This is a genomic window from Vibrio sp. V10_P2A27P122, from assembly GCF_963874335.1.
GTDB lineage: Bacteria > Pseudomonadota > Gammaproteobacteria > Enterobacterales > Vibrionaceae > Vibrio > Vibrio anguillarum.
On the sequence record NZ_CAWNHY010000271.1, the window covers coordinates 1 to 18,706 of the forward strand.

The 18,706-nt window shown below is 44.1% G+C and carries 16 protein-coding genes and 2 pseudogenes; 6 read left to right on the top strand and 12 right to left on the bottom strand.

Features of this window, described 5'->3' with window-relative positions; translation table 11 throughout:
* From AACQ17_RS14075 to AACQ17_RS14085, 3 genes and pseudogenes are all read right to left on the bottom strand, one after another.
* Positions 1 to 239: pseudogene (locus tag AACQ17_RS14075) on the bottom strand (oxidoreductase); the annotation flags it as partial.
* Between the two features lie 201 nt (positions 240 to 440).
* On the bottom strand, positions 441 to 1,817 hold the full coding sequence (locus AACQ17_RS14080; protein ID WP_094128051.1) for a YjiH family protein: 1,377 nt from the start codon (positions 1,815 to 1,817) through the stop codon (positions 441 to 443).
* A gap of 351 nt (positions 1,818 to 2,168) precedes the next feature.
* Positions 2,169 to 3,830 carry a SulP family inorganic anion transporter gene (locus tag AACQ17_RS14085; protein WP_013868108.1) on the bottom strand — a complete coding sequence of 554 codons (1,662 nt, stop codon included), beginning with the start codon at positions 3,828 to 3,830 and terminating at the stop codon, positions 2,169 to 2,171.
* A 211-nt stretch (positions 3,831 to 4,041) separates the two neighbouring features.
* Between AACQ17_RS14085 and AACQ17_RS14090 the strand changes: the two are divergent.
* Together AACQ17_RS14090 and AACQ17_RS14095 are read left to right on the top strand one after the other, a co-directional pair.
* Positions 4,042 to 4,340 (top strand): annotated as a pseudogene (locus tag AACQ17_RS14090) (isoamylase early set domain-containing protein).
* A 186-nt stretch (positions 4,341 to 4,526) separates the two neighbouring features.
* The gene (locus AACQ17_RS14095) at positions 4,527 to 5,834 is read left to right on the top strand and encodes a peptidoglycan DD-metalloendopeptidase family protein (RefSeq protein ID WP_013868106.1); all 1,308 of its coding nucleotides are present in this window, start codon (positions 4,527 to 4,529) and stop codon (positions 5,832 to 5,834) included.
* 52 nt (positions 5,835 to 5,886) lie between these two features.
* Here AACQ17_RS14095 and AACQ17_RS14100 read toward each other — a convergent pair whose 3' ends face one another.
* Both AACQ17_RS14100 and AACQ17_RS14105 read right to left on the bottom strand, forming a co-directional pair.
* Positions 5,887 to 7,719, bottom strand: a complete 1,833-nt coding sequence (locus AACQ17_RS14100; RefSeq protein ID WP_094147239.1) for a putative bifunctional diguanylate cyclase/phosphodiesterase — start codon at positions 7,717 to 7,719, stop codon at positions 5,887 to 5,889.
* 215 nt (positions 7,720 to 7,934) lie between these two features.
* Positions 7,935 to 8,819 carry a LysR family transcriptional regulator gene (locus AACQ17_RS14105; RefSeq protein ID WP_026027569.1) on the bottom strand — a complete coding sequence of 295 codons (885 nt, stop codon included), beginning with the start codon at positions 8,817 to 8,819 and terminating at the stop codon, positions 7,935 to 7,937.
* A 134-nt stretch (positions 8,820 to 8,953) separates the two neighbouring features.
* Here AACQ17_RS14105 and AACQ17_RS14110 point away from each other — a divergent pair, with 134 nt between their 5' ends.
* The 3 genes from AACQ17_RS14110 to AACQ17_RS14120 all read left to right on the top strand — a co-directional run bounded on the left by AACQ17_RS14110 (position 8,954) and on the right by AACQ17_RS14120 (position 10,863).
* Entirely contained in the window at positions 8,954 to 10,150 is a 1,197-nt protein-coding gene (locus AACQ17_RS14110; RefSeq protein WP_013868102.1) for a multidrug effflux MFS transporter, read from the top strand.
* A 124-nt stretch (positions 10,151 to 10,274) separates the two neighbouring features.
* Positions 10,275 to 10,625 carry a hypothetical protein gene (locus AACQ17_RS14115; RefSeq protein WP_166538161.1) on the top strand — a complete coding sequence of 117 codons (351 nt, stop codon included), beginning with the start codon at positions 10,275 to 10,277 and terminating at the stop codon, positions 10,623 to 10,625.
* A 103-nt stretch (positions 10,626 to 10,728) separates the two neighbouring features.
* Entirely contained in the window at positions 10,729 to 10,863 is a 135-nt protein-coding gene (locus AACQ17_RS14120) for a hypothetical protein (protein WP_013868100.1), read from the top strand.
* A 169-nt stretch (positions 10,864 to 11,032) separates the two neighbouring features.
* On the opposite strand, the gene AACQ17_RS14125 is transcribed toward AACQ17_RS14120, so the two are convergent.
* From AACQ17_RS14125 to AACQ17_RS14135, 3 genes are all read right to left on the bottom strand, one after another.
* Entirely contained in the window at positions 11,033 to 11,629 is a 597-nt protein-coding gene (locus AACQ17_RS14125) for a glutaredoxin domain-containing protein (protein ID WP_170935202.1), read from the bottom strand.
* A 59-nt stretch (positions 11,630 to 11,688) separates the two neighbouring features.
* Entirely contained in the window at positions 11,689 to 12,573 is an 885-nt protein-coding gene (locus tag AACQ17_RS14130; protein WP_013868098.1) for a DMT family transporter, read from the bottom strand.
* Between the two features lie 462 nt (positions 12,574 to 13,035).
* Positions 13,036 to 14,031 (bottom strand): porin, encoded by a 996-nt coding sequence (locus AACQ17_RS14135; RefSeq protein ID WP_026027939.1) that lies wholly within the window; start codon positions 14,029 to 14,031, stop codon positions 13,036 to 13,038.
* Between the two features lie 284 nt (positions 14,032 to 14,315).
* Here AACQ17_RS14135 and AACQ17_RS14140 point away from each other — a divergent pair, with 284 nt between their 5' ends.
* On the top strand, positions 14,316 to 14,930 hold the full coding sequence (locus AACQ17_RS14140) for a fumarylacetoacetate hydrolase family protein (RefSeq protein ID WP_094147295.1): 615 nt from the start codon (positions 14,316 to 14,318) through the stop codon (positions 14,928 to 14,930).
* A gap of 58 nt (positions 14,931 to 14,988) precedes the next feature.
* Here the strand turns inward: AACQ17_RS14140 and AACQ17_RS14145 are convergent, their stop codons facing one another.
* The 4 genes from AACQ17_RS14145 to AACQ17_RS14160 all read right to left on the bottom strand — a co-directional run.
* Positions 14,989 to 15,309 carry an AzlD domain-containing protein gene (locus tag AACQ17_RS14145; protein WP_013868095.1) on the bottom strand — a complete coding sequence of 107 codons (321 nt, stop codon included), beginning with the start codon at positions 15,307 to 15,309 and terminating at the stop codon, positions 14,989 to 14,991.
* On the bottom strand, positions 15,306 to 16,037 hold the full coding sequence (locus AACQ17_RS14150; protein WP_094147294.1) for an AzlC family ABC transporter permease: 732 nt from the start codon (positions 16,035 to 16,037) through the stop codon (positions 15,306 to 15,308). Before AACQ17_RS14150 ends, AACQ17_RS14145 begins: the two co-directional genes overlap by 4 nt.
* 76 nt (positions 16,038 to 16,113) lie before the next feature.
* A complete protein-coding gene (locus AACQ17_RS14155) occupies positions 16,114 to 16,947 on the bottom strand; it encodes an AraC family transcriptional regulator (RefSeq protein ID WP_029189976.1) in 834 nt (277 codons plus the stop codon).
* Between the two features lie 207 nt (positions 16,948 to 17,154).
* Positions 17,155 to 18,706: phospho-sugar mutase (locus AACQ17_RS14160; protein ID WP_094167809.1), on the bottom strand; the 1,552-nt coding region annotated here is incomplete at its 5' end.

An 18,706-nucleotide genomic window follows, 5' to 3' on the forward strand; every position in this document is an offset into this window, starting at 1 on the left:
GAAGAAACCTGTCCAACTTGCAAATGATTAATTAAATCAATAACTTTAAAACCAGTGAAAGTATTTTCTTTTGGTAACCAAGGAAGCTGAGTCGTGAAGGTTTCACGAGGCAGTCTCTCTGCCAATTGTGCAAGAGAATAAGTAACCCGATCTTGGTTTGGGAGGGTAATAGTTAAGCTTGCAGCATGAACAAATAAGCTGAAAAAAATAAGTGGTAAAGCGGTTATCCATCTCATCATAAACTACCTTATTTACTTCTGCTTTTTTCTTAGAGCATAGGCTAAAAGTATAAGGTGATAATTTAATCAATGAAATTATTTTCTATTTATATTTCTGTTAATTTGGTCGAATCAATCTTTAGTTTAGAACAAAAAAATCCCCACATAAGTGGGGACTTGCATATTGAAATGTTATTAGTGCCGTTACTGCTGCATTGTTTACTAAAAAATGAGATGTGCTACACCAGCTATCACTGGCAGTGTAATGAGCGTACGCAGAATAAATATGACAAACAGCTCAAGGATGTTGACAGGAATTTTGCTGCCTAACATTAACGCACCCACTTCAGACATATAGATCAACTGAGTCACTGACATGGCTGCAATCACGAAACGTGTCATTTCATTATCAATGGAAGCTGCAAGAATCGCGGGAATAAACATATCCGCAAAGCCGACCACAATGGTTTGAGATGCTTGAACAGCCTCAGGTACACCAAGTAATTCTAGAAAAGGAATAAACGGTTGGCCCAATACAGAAAATACAGAGGTGTATTCTGCAACAATCAGAGCCAGAGTACCCAAGCCCATCACGACAGGTAGCACACCAAACACCATATCAACAGCGTTACGCATGCCTTCAGCGAAGATCGATTTCGCAGATTTAACTTGGCTTGCTTTCGCCAGTGCTAATTCCATCCCCCATGAGAACGAGGTATGTCCGTTTGGAACTGCATCGGCATCTTTAGCTGGAGAGGTACCATCAATATAAGTGTTCTTTTTGAAACTTAATGGTGGCAGGCGAGGAATGATGATCGCTGCAACAAAGCCTGCAAGGCAAATGGTGCCATAAAAAGGTAGGAACAGATGCTCTAGCTTAACTTGCGCAATAACGACTAAGCTGAAGGTAATTGAAACGGCAGAAAACGTTGTACCAACAATAGCGGCTTCACGCTGTGTGTAGAATTTGCTTTCGTACTGTTTGCTGGTCAGCAAAATACCGACACTACCGTCGCCCAACCAAGAAGCCATGCAGTCGATTGCGCTACGGCCTGGAAGGTTGAAAACTGGACGCATGATTCTGCTTAATAAACTACCAAATAGCTCCAGTAGCCCGAAGTTAAGTAGTAAAGGCAGCAAAAGCCCTGCAAAAATAAATACAGAAAATAAAGTGGGTAATAAACCCTCAAGAACCATACCGCCAGTGTTTTCTTCCCAGATAGCCTTAGGGCCGATTTGGAAAAACGTCATGATGACGGCGATACCACCAAATACACGGACGGCTAACCAAAGAGCCGATGGATTAAAAAGCCCATTTAAGAAAGGACTCTTTGTAATGAATGCAGGTTGAAAAATTTTACATAAAATGGAAGCTGCAGACATAAAGGCGATGATCACTGTCACTATTGCAACAAGGTAATCGCCCAAAATAGCTTGGATAGATTTAGCAAGGACGGCAACTGGAATGGTTAAGTCACCTTGGTAGCTAATTGGCGCCATAAACAAAAATAGACCAATTAACGAAGGGATGAAAAACATCCAAAAGCTACTTTGTGTTGGTGCTACAGGAGCTTCAATAGTTTGAGCGTTATCTTGCATGTCGTGTCTCGTATTACTGCGGGTCAATAGTCACCAACTGGTGGCATAAAAATGCACTAAATAGCTCTATTTAGTCATTGCAGGCAAGAATATCTATTTTTAAGATGGCTTGCAATACTATTCATTAATCAAGGTTAAGTATTCAAACAAAAGAGCTGTTATTCTCAGATAACATGGTCATTTGTTTTGTTATTGTTGCATTGGTTAATAATCTGTTGGTGGTTGAGGCGTGCGTTTTAAAAAGAGTTAAGGAGGGCTGAGGAAAATTGGGCGGTTAAGGTAAGAGGGACGGGTCAGTCAAAGGCCTTTAACCGTAGGCTAAAGGCCAAAAATGTATAGGTCCAATGAGCTTTATTGAGCTGTACTGATATTCAAACGTTGTAGGCTAACGCTGAGCGCATCATCGAATTGACTAAAGAAATTATCTTCACCGACCAAATCAACAATCCCCGCTTTTTTCAGTTTCATTGCAACACGAGTATTTGCACCAGAGATCAACACTTGCACATTCTTTTTATGGAAGTTTTCGATCATTTCCTCAATGGATTGCAGGCCAGTAATGTCCATAAATGGAACCCATTTAAGGCGAATAATTAAAATTTCTGGTTGCTCTTGAATGCTGCTCATCACACGCTCAAAGGTTTCAGCCGCAGCAAAGAAAAATGGGCCTTCTAAGGCATAAACGGCGAGCTCTCTTGGTAACTGAGTTTGCCCGTGACGAAGCAGCTCAGCACTGAGCTCATGGTGTGTACTGGCTTTCACCTCAACACTAGATGCCATACGTTTTACAAAGTGAAGGGTAGCGATGATCACCCCGATGTTGACGGCGACAACTAAGTCAGCAAACACGGTTAATCCAAAGGTTAGCAACAAAATAACCACATCGGCTTTGGGTGCACGTTTAACCAATTTAATAAAGTGGGGAACTTCACTCATGTTCCATGCTACGACGAACAAAATCGCACTGAGTACTGCCAGTGGAATATTGACGGCTAATGGTGCAAGTGCAATAAGGATAATGACCAGAGTGAGCGAGTGCACCACGCCCGAAAGTGGGCTTGTCCCCCCGTTGCGTATATTGGTTGCAGTACGTGCAATGGCGCCTGTTGCTGCAATACCACCGAAGAGAGGAGCCACGATATTAGCGATACCTTGGCCGACTAATTCTTGGTTTGAGTTGTGTTTGGTACCCGCCATACCATCGGCGACCACCGCAGAAAGCAATGATTCAATCGCACCTAGCATGGCAATCGCAAAAGCAGGGCCAATCAATAGAATAATTTGAGAGAAGCTAACTTCTGGAAGCGAAAACTCTGGCAGTCCTTGAGGTATGCCTCCAAAAGCCGATCCAATCGTGCGGATCCCTTCAAAGCCAACAAAATATTGCAACACGGTAACGGTGACGAGAGCAAGCAGCGGCCCTGGTACTTTCGAGAGCTTCGGGATCTTAGGACCGAAGATAACCAGCGCGAGTGAAAATAACGCAAGGCCTGTTGTGGCCCAATCCATCTGCGGAAAGGCATGGAAAATAGACACTAATTTTTGATGAAAATGCTCACCTTCGATCTTGGGGAGGCCGAAGAATTCTTGCCATTGCCCAACCCAGATGATGACACCGATACCGCTGGTGAAGCCGACGATTACGGGGTCAGGAATATAGCGGATGATGCTACCGAGTTTTGCGACCCCCAGAACCAATAGAATCACACCGGCCATCATAGTGGCTATCTGCAGCCCGCTGACCCCATACTGGCTAACAATTCCAGCGAGTATCACGATGAAAGCGCCCGTTGGGCCGGCTATCTGCACTCGCGAGCCGCCAAACAGTGAAACGATAACGCCTGCAATAATGGCGGTGTATATCCCTTGCTCCGGTTTCACGCCAGAAGCAATAGCAAATGCCATTGCCAGTGGCAGAGCGACAACCCCTACAATCAAACCTGCACTGATATTATTTAGCCACTGTTTTGGTCGTAGCAGACCGGCTTTATAGGATTCATATACGGCAAACATAATTGATAACCTTATTGAAAATAGGGGAAAATAGAAAGCGCGGTGGATTCTACGCTCATTTAAAATGCTGTAAAGAGGGGTGAATATTCAACTGAGGTTATAAATATAGTGGTTCGGCGGCGGAATTTTTACTATTTAGAGTTGTGGATGTGAGTCTATTTTCTTATGATTCATTAGGTAGGATGTTTTTTATACAGAGATGGAGTTTGTGATGATCAATAAACGTTTTTTTAAAACAAAAGAAGAAGTCGAAGTGACCTTTGAAGTGGACGCCCCAGATCGGCTGGCAATGTTGCGATAGTAGCGGACTTTCTTGACTGGCAACCAGAACCGATGAAAAAGGTGGCGAAAAGTAATAGTTTTAAATTTAAAACCCGTTTACCTAAAGATGCTGAATTTCAATTTCGTTACTTGTTGGATGACCAACAATGGGTTAACGATCCTAGCGCTGACCAGTACATTGCCAATGGTTTTGGCGAGGAAAATAGCCTAGTAACGACTTATCAATAGGTTGTTGATAAATCTTGTGAAAGCGTGAAACATGATTAGGACAGTACTCATTTTTACGTGTAATTGTTGATTTGTTATAAGGCACTCCGGTGCCTTTTTTGACCATAGAATCACACGATATAGGTGACTTTTGAAACAGAAAGTCTTAATCTTGAGGCTCTTTTGACTTAATCCACAGGATAGATAGTGCTTCCTCGTTCTCTCATTCTGCGCTTTTCTGAGCTTTCACTTCCAAAAAAAGCGTCGATTATTGGCCTACCGATTGTCGCGGCCATCGCATTTTCCTCGTCTATTCAGGATAGCTCCTTACAGCGCCAAATTGAGCTCTCTATTACCGAAACTCAAATTGTTCAGTCGATTTTATCTGATGCTATTGAGGTAAAAAATCTTCCGGATTTTGAATATGAGATTAAATCTGGTGACAATTTAAGTACTATCTTTAATCAACTTGGCTTTGGTTACCAAGACTTGATGAAGATTATGGAAACCGATTTAAACTACCTCGCATTGGATACGTTAAAACCTGGCAACATCCTCAGGTTTTGGAAAGCGCAAAATGGAAATGCGCTTTCCAAAATGGAGCTAGAATTTAGCCTAGTCGAGCGCGCGGTATATTCACGTTTAGATGATGGTACCTATGAGTTTCAAGATGTTAAAATACCGGGTGTATGGAAAGAGTTCGCCATGGTTGGCGAGATCCAAGGCAGCTTTTCTCAGTCGGTCAATTCGATAGGGTTAGGCAGCGCTGAGATAGAACAGATCGTCTCTTTACTTAAAGATAAACTCAATTTCTCTCGTGATCTTAGGGTTGGTGATCGATTTGAAGTGGTTCAATCTCGTCAATTTGTCGGTGAGAAATTGACGGGCAATCGTGAAATCCAAGCGATTAAAATCTACAGTCGAGGCAAAGACGTTTCTGCTTATTTACACCGTGATGGGCAGTACTATGACAAAAATGGCGATAGTTTACAGCGCGCATTTCAACGCTATCCGACGACAAATAAACGCATTACCTCTAACTTTGATGCGCATCGCCTGCACCCAGTCACAAAAAGAGTAGCTCCGCACAATGGGACTGATTTTGGTGTACCAGTCGGTACTCCGGTATTCTCGACTGGCGATGGTACGGTGATCATGACGCGTAAGCACCCTTATGCGGGTAATTACGTGGTGATACAACATGGCAGTACTTACAAAACACGCTATTTGCATTTGAGTAAAATTTTAGTGCGTAAAGGTCAGAAAGTATCGCGAGGTGAGCGGATCGGTTTATCTGGGCAATCGGGCCGAGTCACTGGGCCTCATCTGCATTATGAGCTGATGGTTCGAGATCGCGCAGTGAATGCCATGACCGCCAACATACCAATGGCAAACTCAGTGCCTAAAAAAGAGATGGCGGGGTTTGTTGCAAGGCGTAATGAACTCGATTCTATGCTTCAGCAGCAAGAACTGCGGTATGCCACCAGTGAGTCTTCGTCTGACCAAGAGTCTTAATGTGATAGCATAATGGATATTAGTAATCCCTCACTTTCAGAGTGAGGGTTTTTTATGCGTGCCGTACATGGCTCATGTTGTTCCAGTGAGTCACGATAGAGTGCGGTGTTTCTGGCTTTGAAAAATAGTAACCTTGGATCTGTTCACAGCCCATAGCATAGAGTTTCTCCAGAGCTTCTTGGTTCTCCACCCCTTCTGCGACGAGATCAACCCGAAGTTGATTTGCCAATTGAATAATCAACCAAACTACGCGCTCCGCTGTTTCGTTACACACCATGTTTTTGATAAAAGTGGCATCAATTTTAATGCAATCGATGGGGTAGCTATGGATGTAATTCAAGCTCGAATAGCCAGTGCCAAAGTCATCAAGCGCGATGGTAAAACCAAGTAGTCTGAGCTTATCTAAGATGTATCTAACTTCACTGGTTTGTGAAAGTAGTACTGTTTCGGTGAGCTCAATTGTGAATTCATTAGGCTCAAAGCCGTATTGAGTAATGGTTTGCATTAAGTGTTCGAGATAGCGCTTGGAGTTGATCAGTTCATGTGCCGAACAGTTAAGTCCTAATTTTACCTTGTAGCCTAAGCCCTCCTCTAGCTCAACTTTTGCTAGGCATGCCAGCTCAACAATACGTTCTCCTAATTCCACAATTAAACCTGACTGCTCAGCAGTATCGATAAACTCAATCGGTGAAATCGCACCCAGAGTTTCGCTATTCCAGCGAGTGAGAATCTCAAAATAGTTCCACTGTTCTTGGTGACGACTGACGATCGGTTGCGCCACCACAAATAGCTCACTATTTTTATTGGTTAACTTATTGAGTTCACGGCGTAGAGCTTCTGTGATTTGGGTTTGACGATGGTATTGGTCACTCAGATGGGTATCATAGCAACGGATATTACTACCGCGAGTTTGCTTACACTCTTTGAGTGCTAAACAGGCATTGAGTATCAGTTGATCGGCCGTGATTGTCTCTTGAGTTTTCCTTGAAATGCCAATGCTTAAGCTAATTTTAATGCGATGTGATGCATCGACATAACCTGTATTTAGCTTATCCAATATGCAGCGGCAGATTTGCAACGGATCATTAGAGAAGGTGATAAACGCATATTCATCCCCAGCGATTCGAAATGCCAAATTCTCTTCCGGAACGCTTTGAATGATGGCATTAGCCACAAACTTAATGATTTGGTCGCCAATATAGTGCCCATATAAGTCATTGATCGATTTAAAATTATCGATGTCTAAATAAGCAAGAGTAAACGGTTCATTGGTTGTTTCAACTAAGCGTTCTAATTTGTCAGCTAGATAACTGCGGTTCATTAAATCGGTCAGGTTGTCGTGAGAAACTTCGTAACTAAGTTGATTAACCAAGCTGTCAGAGCGTTCGCTCAACCACTTATTGCGCAGGCTGTGAACGACTATGTTCGCAATGATTCGGTGGTAGCCAATCACGAATTCCTCATCTTCGATGGGAGAATAGAAGGTAGACACGAGCATTCCGAGTATTTCGCCATTCTTGGCACGTAGGGGAATACCGATATAGGCATCAATCTTATTTTCAATTAGAAACTTGTCATCAGGAAAAATTTTGGTCACTTGTGATGGAAACAGACAGTATTCCTGTTTTGATTTCCACACTTGCTCACACGGTGTTCCCCTGAGCGGATAACCCGTGTCGTTGTTGTCTGGCGTCTCACCAGCATGAGATAAGGTGTGAGCTCTGTAATGCCATTTGTCTAACTCGACGATGCATGTACAGCAGGTTTGAAAATGTGTATGCAGCACCAATGTGGCTCGATCATGTAACTCAGAGCCATCGAGCAGCATGAGCTCGTTAATGGTGTTTAGACTAACTGCATCCCTAGCCAATGATGTTTTAGTCATATGTCGTACTCTGTTTTTTTAGAATATGCACTTAGTGACTATGGTCGACATTGCGCAGTTTTGCCACTCGCAATGATGGGTACTTGAGACGCAAAAAAATAAAATATTGGTTATTCAGCGGCTTAGTTGCAGAGTTTTATGAGTACTTTTTTGTCTAGGATAAATTTGCTCTGGTGGACAATTGTGTGATGGAAATAGACGTAACCCCAATTTAGTTACCTAGCTTCATTCGTTAATTTTTCTTTTAAGTAGTTGAGAAATAAATGAGTTCGAGTGTGTTGATAATCAAGTTTAGGGTAATAAGCGTAAACCGTTGCTTGATCAACGGTGATATCGGGTAGCAAACGTACCAGATTGCCCAAACGTAGCTCTTCTTTGACCATCACGTCGTTGGTGACAATCACTCCCATGCCATTTTTGCCTGCATAGAAAAGTGCTTCTGGATTGGTTGTCGCGAAATTACCCGATAACGATAGGCGTTTGCCCGTTGAGGTTTTTAATTCGCGCGTTGTGTGTTCTCCCCAAATCAAGACATTGTGCTGCTGAAGCTGTTCGGCAGATTTGGGCATACCATATTTTTCAATATAGTTAGGAGAAGCATAAAAGCCGGCCCTATGTTCAAATAGGGGTGAGGCTTTAAAACTGAGGGAGTTGAGTTGGTCAATTTCTCGGCTGATGAATAAATCAAGGTGAAGTTCGGGCAATTGCCCCGGAGTTGTTGTGGTCAGTTGGATTCGAATGTCAGGGTAGCGCTGTAGAAATTCATCTAAATACTGCACCAAAAATTTTGAGCCCACAGAGAGTGTCGCCCCAATTTTTAGCAGGCCAGCGGGAGTTTGGCTGACAGATCGTGTTTCATCAACCACCGATTGCCAACTTTCAAGTTGTGCTTTTGCTCGCTCATAAAAGAGAGCACCCGCTTCGGTTTGTGTCACCGTTCGTGTGGTGCGCTTAAGTAACTGCACGCCAATTTTCTCTTCCAGCCAATGTACTCGTTTACTGATGGCTGAGCTGGTGGTATTGAGCTTACGTGCCGCGCCGTTAAAGCTTCCTTCTTCAACCACTCGCATGTATGTTTTAACATTTTGTATCCAATCCATCGTTACCCTACTCATTCCTCATTGGAACTAATTCATTTCCTGAGTGCTTTATTATCAAATCTGAGTTGCCAATATATACTGAAAACGTATTTTGACACCACATCTACCGACGATAAGAGCTCACTTAGCAACCCATGAAAACTCTCGCTAGCACACCATTTAAAAAGACGCCGATGTTATTGGCGATGATGATCATTGCCACGGGCCAAGTTGGGGTGAGCATCTATTTACCTGCACTGCCGCTGATCAGCCGAGACTTAATGGTTGACCAAGCCAGTATTCAATGGCTCGTCACGCTCTTTTTAGTGGCGTTTGGAATGTCACAGCTTTTTTACGGGCCATTGTCTGATGCGGTTGGTAGACGCCCGACATTTTTACTCGGGCAGGGGATCTATTTGGCCGGTACAGTATTGTGTGTCTGTTTTTCGGATAATTTCCATGCGTTGGCTGCTGGTCGCCTACTGCAAGGGCTTGGCGCGGGAAGTGCTTCTGTTCTTGGCCGCAGTGTGCTGCGTGACAGTTATGATGGTCTGCAATTAACAAAGGCGCTTTCTTACATCGCCATCACCGCCTCAATTATGCCAATTATTGCTCCCGTACTCGGTGGGTGGCTTGCCTTTCATTTAAGTTGGCAGTCCGTGTTTGTGTTCGTATTAGTGTATATCTGTACCATTTTTATTTTAGGTTGGTGGATATTGCCAGAAACGTTGCCATACGCGAAACATCGGTTTCAACCGAAGGCCGTATTGCATAACTACTTGCTACTCTTGAAAAATTCCCAAGTGCTGACCAGCGCCAGTTACAACTGGATCAGCTATTTATCTAGCTTAGTGACTCTATCGGTGCTGCCTTTTCTCTTGCAAAACAAGCTGGGGTTAACGGCCGCCGATTATGGAACCGTAATGATCGTCCCTTCCGCGGGTTTGATGATAGGCAGTGTTGCCGTTAACTTACTCAATGATCGTTTTTCATCCCAACGTTTACTTGCTTTGGCGATTGTCATTATGGCCTTTGCCGGTGTTTGGTTACTGATAACACCGATGAGCGTGTTCAATTTAGTGTGGGGATTTACTTGGTTAACGATTGCGCAAGGTATCTCATTTCCATTATCCACCAGCATGCTGCTCGGGCCACACAAAACTCAAGCGGGCTCCGTTGCGGCTCTATCTGGCTCCATTCAAATGTGTTTAGCTGGATTTTTAGGGGGATACTTGGTGGAAAGATGGATCACGAGTCAGATGTCGCTAGGCTGGTTCTATTTAGCAACCAGTTGCGCTATGTTTTTGGTGTTGTGTTCTTCCTATCGCTTACGTCAAACCAAATTCGCTTAATGCTGTTTATACCCTTCTGGTTTGAAGCGGTTTAAGTCTAGTGGTGCATTTACATCGTACATGTCGGCACAAGAGAAATAATTTGAGGTATAATCTCGGCGACATTAATTCGACGGAAAAATCAATGCAACAAGATGAATTTCAAGCATTAGTCAAAAGCTTGTGCGAGCAAAAAACACTTCCTCAAGCGTTAGATATGCTGAAAGTATTTGAAGATCAAGATATTGCTGAAGCAGCCTTATCGTTAGTGGGTCAGTTTGCTTTAGCCGAAGTGGATAGGGAGCAACGCATTTACCACGTCGTGTTGCAAGAAAATGAGCAAGGTGAAGAAGAAGAGTTTGTCGAACACATTATGAATGAAGGCGATGACGTTATTAAGTTTGTTGCTTGGTTTTTTGAAACCATGTTTGAAGTTAAGCAGAAAGAAACTTACTTGGCTGCTGGTAAAACCTATAAGCAGCCTAAACGCGGTTAACTGAAAATTAATTACTTTATTTTGTGACTCAAGTCTTGTTTTTGTTCTTTTTTGGACTAATATACACCTCGTTAGGTAAATAAATTACATGTTGAGGTGATTCATGGGTTATGAATTAGGTGGTGCTTACGTTGGTCAACTGATCGCAAAAAAAGCGATGTATGATGCAATGCATGGCAAACCACAAGCAAAGAAAAAGTCTTTCATTAAAACGCTAGTGAAGAAATTCAGCAAATAGTGAATGCCTAAGAATCAAAAAGCCCTAGCTTGGTAACAAGCTGGGGCTTTGCTTTATTTACTGGGGTAAAAATGACTGTGCAAATTCGTCCACCATTCGTCCACAAAGAGCCCGTATACCATTACTGACTAAAGAGTCGGCGGTTTCTGAGGCGTCAGTACTTTTTCTTCTAAAGTAACCAGATGCTCTGGGGCACTACTGACTTTTTTTTGGTTAGCCAATCTTCCAATTTATCACACCCGCCGATATAGCGGCTTTCTAGCCAAATTTGTGGCACAGTGACGGGCGTTTTTTGACCGATGATAGCTTTAACTTCTGGGATCATCCGGTACAGCGCCGCACTTTCTTTGACGACATCATGATAGGTGTATTGAATTCCCGCTTCATCCAGCAATTTCTTTGCTTTTACGCAGTACGGGCAAGTGGCTTTTCCATACACAATATTGCCAGTTAACTCGTCACGTTGTGCCCACTCTTTGATCACCGATTGAACCAAAACACCTCGATTTAACGCTTCTCCTTGGCTGATCACTTTACCTTCAACGACCAATATTGGGGCGTGCCATGCGCCAAGTTTCAAGGGTTCCCACCAGTACGATAGCCAGTCTTTGACTTCTAACTCGATGGGAATGCCCTCCAGTTCATTATTGAAGGTGTCAGTCAAAATGTCCTTGGTGAGCGTACACTCGCCGCAAGGGATGGTGACTTTAAATGGACCCCAACTTCCAGCCCATCGGTATAGTGTGATTTTTATCGGTTTTGCCATCGTGTTTTCCTCAAGAAGCATTGCTTAGAGAATAGGAAAGAGTTGAGTGACTTTTTATTTCAACGCGAAGATTTTTTTGTTTCCCAGTGAGTAATAAAGGCCACTGAAGCGATAATGATGGCAGCGCCAAGCCATAATCGCCCGGGTGGTGCCCAGCCAAACACTAACCAACCCGCCAAAACATTCAGTGGCAGCTTCGCGTGATCAAAAGGTTGCACAAAAGACGCATCTGCCACCGCATAGGCTTTAACGATCGCCCATTGAGCCAGTGCTGTCATCGCACCCGCAAAAAGCAATATGAGCCATAGAGTGCTCCCTTGAGGTGTTTGCCAATCTGGTAAAGCGAGCAGTAGATTGAACGGTGTGATCAGTACCAAAAGGTAGACCACCATAGTAGACGGTGAGTCATGGGCAGACAGTTTTTTCACCATCAAAGAATAACAAGCCCAAAAAAATGCCGCGCCAACAGGCAGCAACGATGCCCAGTTGAAATCGTCAGCCCAAGGTTCAAGGATGATCATCGCTCCGACAAAGCCAGTTAATGTTGCTCCCCAGCGTGCTGTACCCACTTTCTCTTTTAAAAAAAGGCCTGAGCCAATCGTGGCAAACAGAGGAGAGGTCATCAGCAGTGCAATACCTTGCCAAATGGGTACGGGATAGGCGAGTGCCCATAACCAGAGTTGTATGCCAATCACAGATAAAAACACACGGAAAATATGCATGCTTAAATGCTCGGTGCGCAGCGAGTAGCGGATCCCTAACGTTGATAAATACGGCAAAATAACGACTAACGCGATGGCATATTGAACCAGCGCCACCGTGGTAGATGACAGGCCATAATTGATACTGGCGACTTGAGCAAGGCTATTGACTATCGCAAAGGCGAGGCCTGCGATTAGCATCCAACTTGCCCCTTGGATTGGGTGGTGAAGTATTTTGGTCATAGAGAAGAGGGTTATAGAAAAAGTCGTTAAATCATACTGACTTATCAGCGTTAAACCAATCTCTGAAATGAATGGAGTGGTTCAATAAATTTGAGCAAGTGTTATCCCTGCTGATTCCCACTTGTCTGAAACGCCAAACATTTTGCGTATGGGCTGTGGTTATGGGATAAAAAAAGCCCCCTTAAAAAGAGGGCGAAAGAACATGAACGGCCAGTGCTCTGCCTTAGCACTGAAAAGAAGCACAAACGCTGCCATGCATTTGTACTTATTCCATAGCAGGTTGTGTGCCACCTTTAACTTATTGAAAAATAGTGAACTTATATTGTTGGCTCTGTTAAGCATGGTCTAGCCTAGTGCAATGTGTTTCATTGTGGTGCAATACCGGCAAATAAAAAAGGCCAAGCGAGTGCCTGGCCAAAAGGATGATATCCTTAGGGAGTATATGCGTTCGTATAATTAAAATTAGAAGTTGTAACGTAGGCCTAGGCGAATAGAGTCTTTTGCATCATACGCAGTGCCGAGGTCTTTTTTATCTAGGTTGTTCATTTTGTAGGCAACGTAAGTGTAGATTGATTTATTGAAATCATAACGCCCTGTCAACTCAGCAAAATCACTTTTCGTCGTTGTGACGTTTGCAGTTTCATTTTCTGTTTTTTGATACACCCCAATCAAGCGGAAGTTACTTGTGATTTTGTATTGCGCAGCAAATTCAATCCCGTTGAATTCGCTCTTCGCTTTATCGTCCAAATCCCCTTGTGTATAGGTCAGGCCTAAGTACAAATCGTCCAACGTGTAATTTACACCGGCAATAATTTGATTCGCTGCACCTTGGCCTGTGCCATTATCGTTGCTTGCGTAGCCCAAGCCTAAACCAAGGCCGATAGGTAAGTTATAAATTGCAGAAAGACCAAAGCCATCGGTGTCTTTTTCTTCGCCTGCAATAAAGCTTGCTTTCACATTGAGGGCATCAAATGTAGCTGCGTAGAGGAAGGTGTTGTTGATTTGCTCATTACCTGCGTTGATGAACTCTTTTTGAGCGCCAGTATAAGTACCGATGTCTGACATTTGAGAAATTTGCACGCCAGCCGTATCTTGGCGGCCGACAGAAATAGCACCAAAATCAGCTTGTAAACCTGCAAATAGGTAACGTTGGTTGAAATCAGAATTCTTATCGTTGCTGGCGGAGGAATTAACCGTTTGCTCTGCTTCATAGGTTGCAAAACCTTTCAAAGAGTCAGAGATTTCTGTTGAGCCTGTAATATTCAAACGCGCACGGCTTTTGTTTTTCATCGTGCCTTCAATTTCTTTGCCTTTGTCATCACCACCGAAATCGCCACGAAATTCTGCACGTCCACCAACTTTAAGCTCATTTCCATCCGCTTTGTAAACGGTCGCAGCAAAAGAAGAACCTGATACCAATGCTGTAAGAATTGCGGTTGCGATTGTTGCTTTTTTCATTTTATTTACCTTATCCATAATCAATGAGCTTCAGTGCTCGAACGGTTTGATGTGAGTAAAGTAGATGTTTTAAATGAATGTTTAATTACTGATTCATGATGTTTACATGTTGTTTTTATTGATGATTTTTTAAAGAAAATGTTATGTAGTGATGTTCAAAATAGTCAAGGTGCCATGAATTTTGAGTCGAAGATCTTACTTTTATCTAATGAAGATGCAAATCCATTCACTCGCGCTGTAGATGAGGTAAACTCGACGATCTTAGTCATCTCAAGGAAGAGTATATGTATTCGGTTCGTTTGGATAAACAGAAGATAACCCCGTCTAAAGTGTTGTGTGTTGGACGGAACTATATTGAACATATTCAAGAGCTTAATAACACAATACCAGAACAAATGGTGGTGTTTAATAAACCCAATACGAGCATTACAACCACTCTATCCTCGTTTCACCAAGAGACGCTTCACTATGAAGCTGAAATTTGTTTTTTGATCAAAAAAGGTCAATATAGCGCGGTTGGTTTGGGGTTAGATCTGACTAAGCGGGTACTGCAATCTCAGCTTAAAGCAAAAGGTTTACCTTGGGAGCGGGCGAAAGCATTTGACGGTTCAGCAGTACTTAGCCGATTTGTGCCATTGTATGGTATCGACATCAATAAGTTGCAGTTAGAGCTATTCATCAACTGTGTTCGGGTTCAGTGCGGCGGTGTAAACCAAATGATCTATTCACCCGCCATCATTTTAGAAGAGCTGAAATCTTACACATCGCTGCGTGATGGTGACGTTGTGATGACCGGAACGCCACAAGGAGTTGGAGAAGTTCATTGTGGCGATCTCTTTTTAGGGCGTCTTAAATGTGGAGAGCAGACCTTAATCGAGATTGAATGGCTAGCGCAATAAAACTGATTTGCGCTATTCGGGCTGCGGTTATTATCAGTATTCACCGCAGCCTCTGTCTTTAATGGGCTAAGAGCGTTAAATTTAGCAAAAAGAAAGTCGCCATGCTGATGATCGTGGTCAGCAGGACATTCTTGGTTTTCCATGCAATCAGCCCCGCTAATGCTGCGGCCCACAAGTAGGGATTATGGCGATCAAGCCAAAGTGTTTGCTCTGGCAGGAACACAATCGGAGCCCAAATAGCAGTTAATACGGCAGGGCTAGAATAAGTGAGTAAGCGCTGGATAACTGGGTTGAGACGCAGCGGTAATTTAGGCTCTAAGAACAGATAACGGCTCATAAAGACCAAAGCGGTCATGGCGAGGATAGAAAGCAGAATCATCGTTGGTTCCTCCTGCTCGAATAGAGTAAAACTTCAGAAACATAACCTGCACACATTGCGCCAATGCTTGCTAGCATTAAGCTACCTTCAACTTGCCAAAGAGTCAGGCTTACCGATAACACTAGGGCACTGATGACAGCAACGAGTATCGGTATGTTTTTAATGTTCGGAATGACAATGGCGATAAAAGTAGCCGCGACTGCAAATTCCAACCCCAACTCGTTTAAAGCGGGGATGTAGCTGCCCGCAATAATGCCGACCAGTGTGGCCAAATTCCAAACTAAATAGAAGCTTAAACCTGCACCAAGCGCGTACCAACGGTTAAACTGTTTTTCATTTTGTTGTCCGCAGACCGCAAACAGCTCATCAGTGAGCAGAAAACCCAGAATTAAACGCCAACGTGTCGGGAGTGGGCTGATTTTGCTGCGCATGGAAACGCTGTAGAGAAAATGGCGAGAAGTGATGAAAAATGTGGTGATCAGCAGAGTCAACAGCCCTGCACCTGTTTTAAACATCCCCGTGGCGACGAGTTGCGCTGAGCCTGCAAATAAAACCGCAGAGAGTGCTTGGCTCTCTAATACGGTCAGGCCACTTTCAATCGCAAATGATCCCGCCAATAAGCCCCATGGTAAAACGGCAATACTCAGCGGTAGCATGGCCAGTGCGCCTTGCCCAAAGAGGCGACCTCGAGGTTCTAAATGTATGTGGTTCAATAGTGTGCTATCCATAGTAATTCCTTTGCTGGAAGTGATGAATCTATCAAGCCACAAGGTTGGGTCAAGCGATTGTACAAAATTGCGCTTGCTATTTGGCTAAGAACTGTTTTGGCGTTAAGCCCATTGCACGCTTAAAGTGGCGATGTAGATGACTTTGGTCATGAAACCCAGATTCTTGCGCAGCATCTGAAATGGGATGACCACTTCTCAATAGTGTTTTAGCATAACGCAACCGCGCTTGAATTTGATAGGCATGCGGTGGGAAGCCATACATTTTTTGAAATGAACGAACCAAATGATAGGGGCTAACTCCAGCTAGTTTTGATAAATCTTCTAATGAGACATCGGCCTGAGGAAAGTCATCTAAGAATTCTTTAACCGTATAGAGCGACTGCTGAATTTTAGTTTTAGGTAGTGAGATAGGAGGACTTTTGGCATGACGTGCTACCAGTTTGGTTAGGGTCGCGTACACTAATGTTTCGCGTAATAGACGGTTACTCGACTGCTCTAACGTATCAAAAACTAAACGAAATTGGTTTGCTAATTCAGGATCGTAGACTACGGGTTCTGGAAAATAAGGAGCGCATGAGTTAAAGGAACCTAACTCTTGAAGCACGGTACTAAATTGTTCTGGAAGTGGGTACATGGCTTTATAGGCCCAACCACCTTTTACAGCAGAATGGCCATTATGGACTTCTTCGGCATTAACCAAAATAATGCTGTCTTGTGGAGCAATATGATGACCACCGGTGCGGTAAAATCGTTGAGCACCGCGTTCAATAACTCCCACCGTGTACCCTTCGTGGCTGTGGCGCGAAAAGTTTTGTGTTTCGTATTGTGCATCGAGAAGCTCAATTCCGCCAAGTTCATTAGCGATATGAAACTTGGCTAGTTCTCTCTTTTTGCTTTTCTGCTTGGGCATTTCATATCCTACCTTTTTGCAACAACCAGTGTAGCCAATTTATTCAGAATGGTTTTGTACAAAATTGCGCATACAACGGTCATCCACTGGAGGGAAAAGATCGTTGTAGTCGCAGGCATTGTTCACCTAAACAGATGAAATAAAAATGCCGCCAACAATGAACTGAAGACGGCCTGTTATTTCGTTGTGCTTGTCCGGTAATGAGCGCTACAAGCTGTGTTGGTGTTCTGCGATGAGCATCGCCATTTGCTCGCCAGCTTTTTTCTCGGCGCTGGCGAAATCTTCTTCTGCTTCGAAGGCTCCGACGACCTCGTAATAGCATTTCAATTTAGGCTCAGTGCCCGACGGGCGCACAATCACTCTCGCTCCGCCTTCCAAGTGATAGGTCAATACATCGCTAGCAGGAAGTTGAATCGCTTGCGTTGTTCCATCGGCAATATAACGTGTGAGTGATTTGAGATCGTCGGTCATGAGCACTTTTCTACCAGCGATTTCCGTTGGCGGTGTGGCGCGAAGCTTGTCACCGATCGGCGGTGAGTTAGGGGCTAACTTAATGCTGCGTTGTGCATTAATGTAAAAACCGTGCTGGCGGTAAATGGTTTCGAGTTGATCCCAAATAGTCTTACCTTGGCTGTATAATTCGGCCGCTAGTTGTGCAAATGCCACCATGGCCGAAAAACCATCTTTATCCCAAACGGTTTGCCCTATGGTGTAACCCAATGCTTCTTCATAGGCGAATAAGAACTGCTGTTCATCGCTTTGTTGTTGCATCGCCACGTTGGTCAACCATTTAAAGCCAGTCAAGGTTTGGTAGTATTTTGCACCTTTCGCCTGCGCAATATTACCGAGTAAACTGGATGAGACGATGGTGTTGCCAACCAACTGTTTTGAGGCATCGGTTTTGGAGAGCAAATAGTCCCCAAATAGTGTGCCAACTTGATCGCCAGTCAGCATTTGGTATTGACCATCCGCTCGTTGTACTGCAACGGCAAATCGGTCGGCATCTGGGTCGTTGGCGCAGGCCAGTTGTGCATTTTGGGCATGGGCTAACGCGATAACCATATCCATCGCCCCCGGCTCTTCAGGGTTCGGGAAGTTGACGGTCGGGAAACGGCCATCCGGCTCTCGTTGTTCCTTTACACTGATGACATGGGTAAACCCAGCGTCATGCAGCAAAGTTTCAGCCATCTCAGCGCCGACACCATGCATCGCGGTATACGCAATGGTAAGGCATTGCGGATCAGTGTGGTGGTTTAACAATGGGCTTTGATTGAGGGTACGACGGTAAGTTTGGTAATACTCTTCTGTTAGCCATTGCAAAAGGCCTTGTTGGTGCGCGTTGTCTAACGGCATCAGAGAAATAGCTCGCGTTGCCGCTAAGTCGATTTCTGCTGCAATACCTGAATCGTGAGGTGGGATAATCTGTGCACCATTTTCCCAGTACACCTTAAAGCCATTGTATTCGGGTGGGTTGTGACTGGCGGTGACTACGACTGCGGCGGCGGCATTAAAGTGTTTTACCCCAAAAGCGACTACTGGGGTCGGTGCCACTTTATGCGTGAGATACACTTTGATCCCCAGCGCGGCGAGTACTGAGGCGGTATCGTGTGCAAATTGCTGAGAATCTGGCCGGCCATCATAGCCAATCACCACCCCACGTGTTTTGGCATTGCTGACTTGTTGAATGAGGTAGTGCCCTAAACCCGTCGCCGTTTCTTGAATTACCAGGCGGTTCATACGATTAGGGCCGCATCCCACC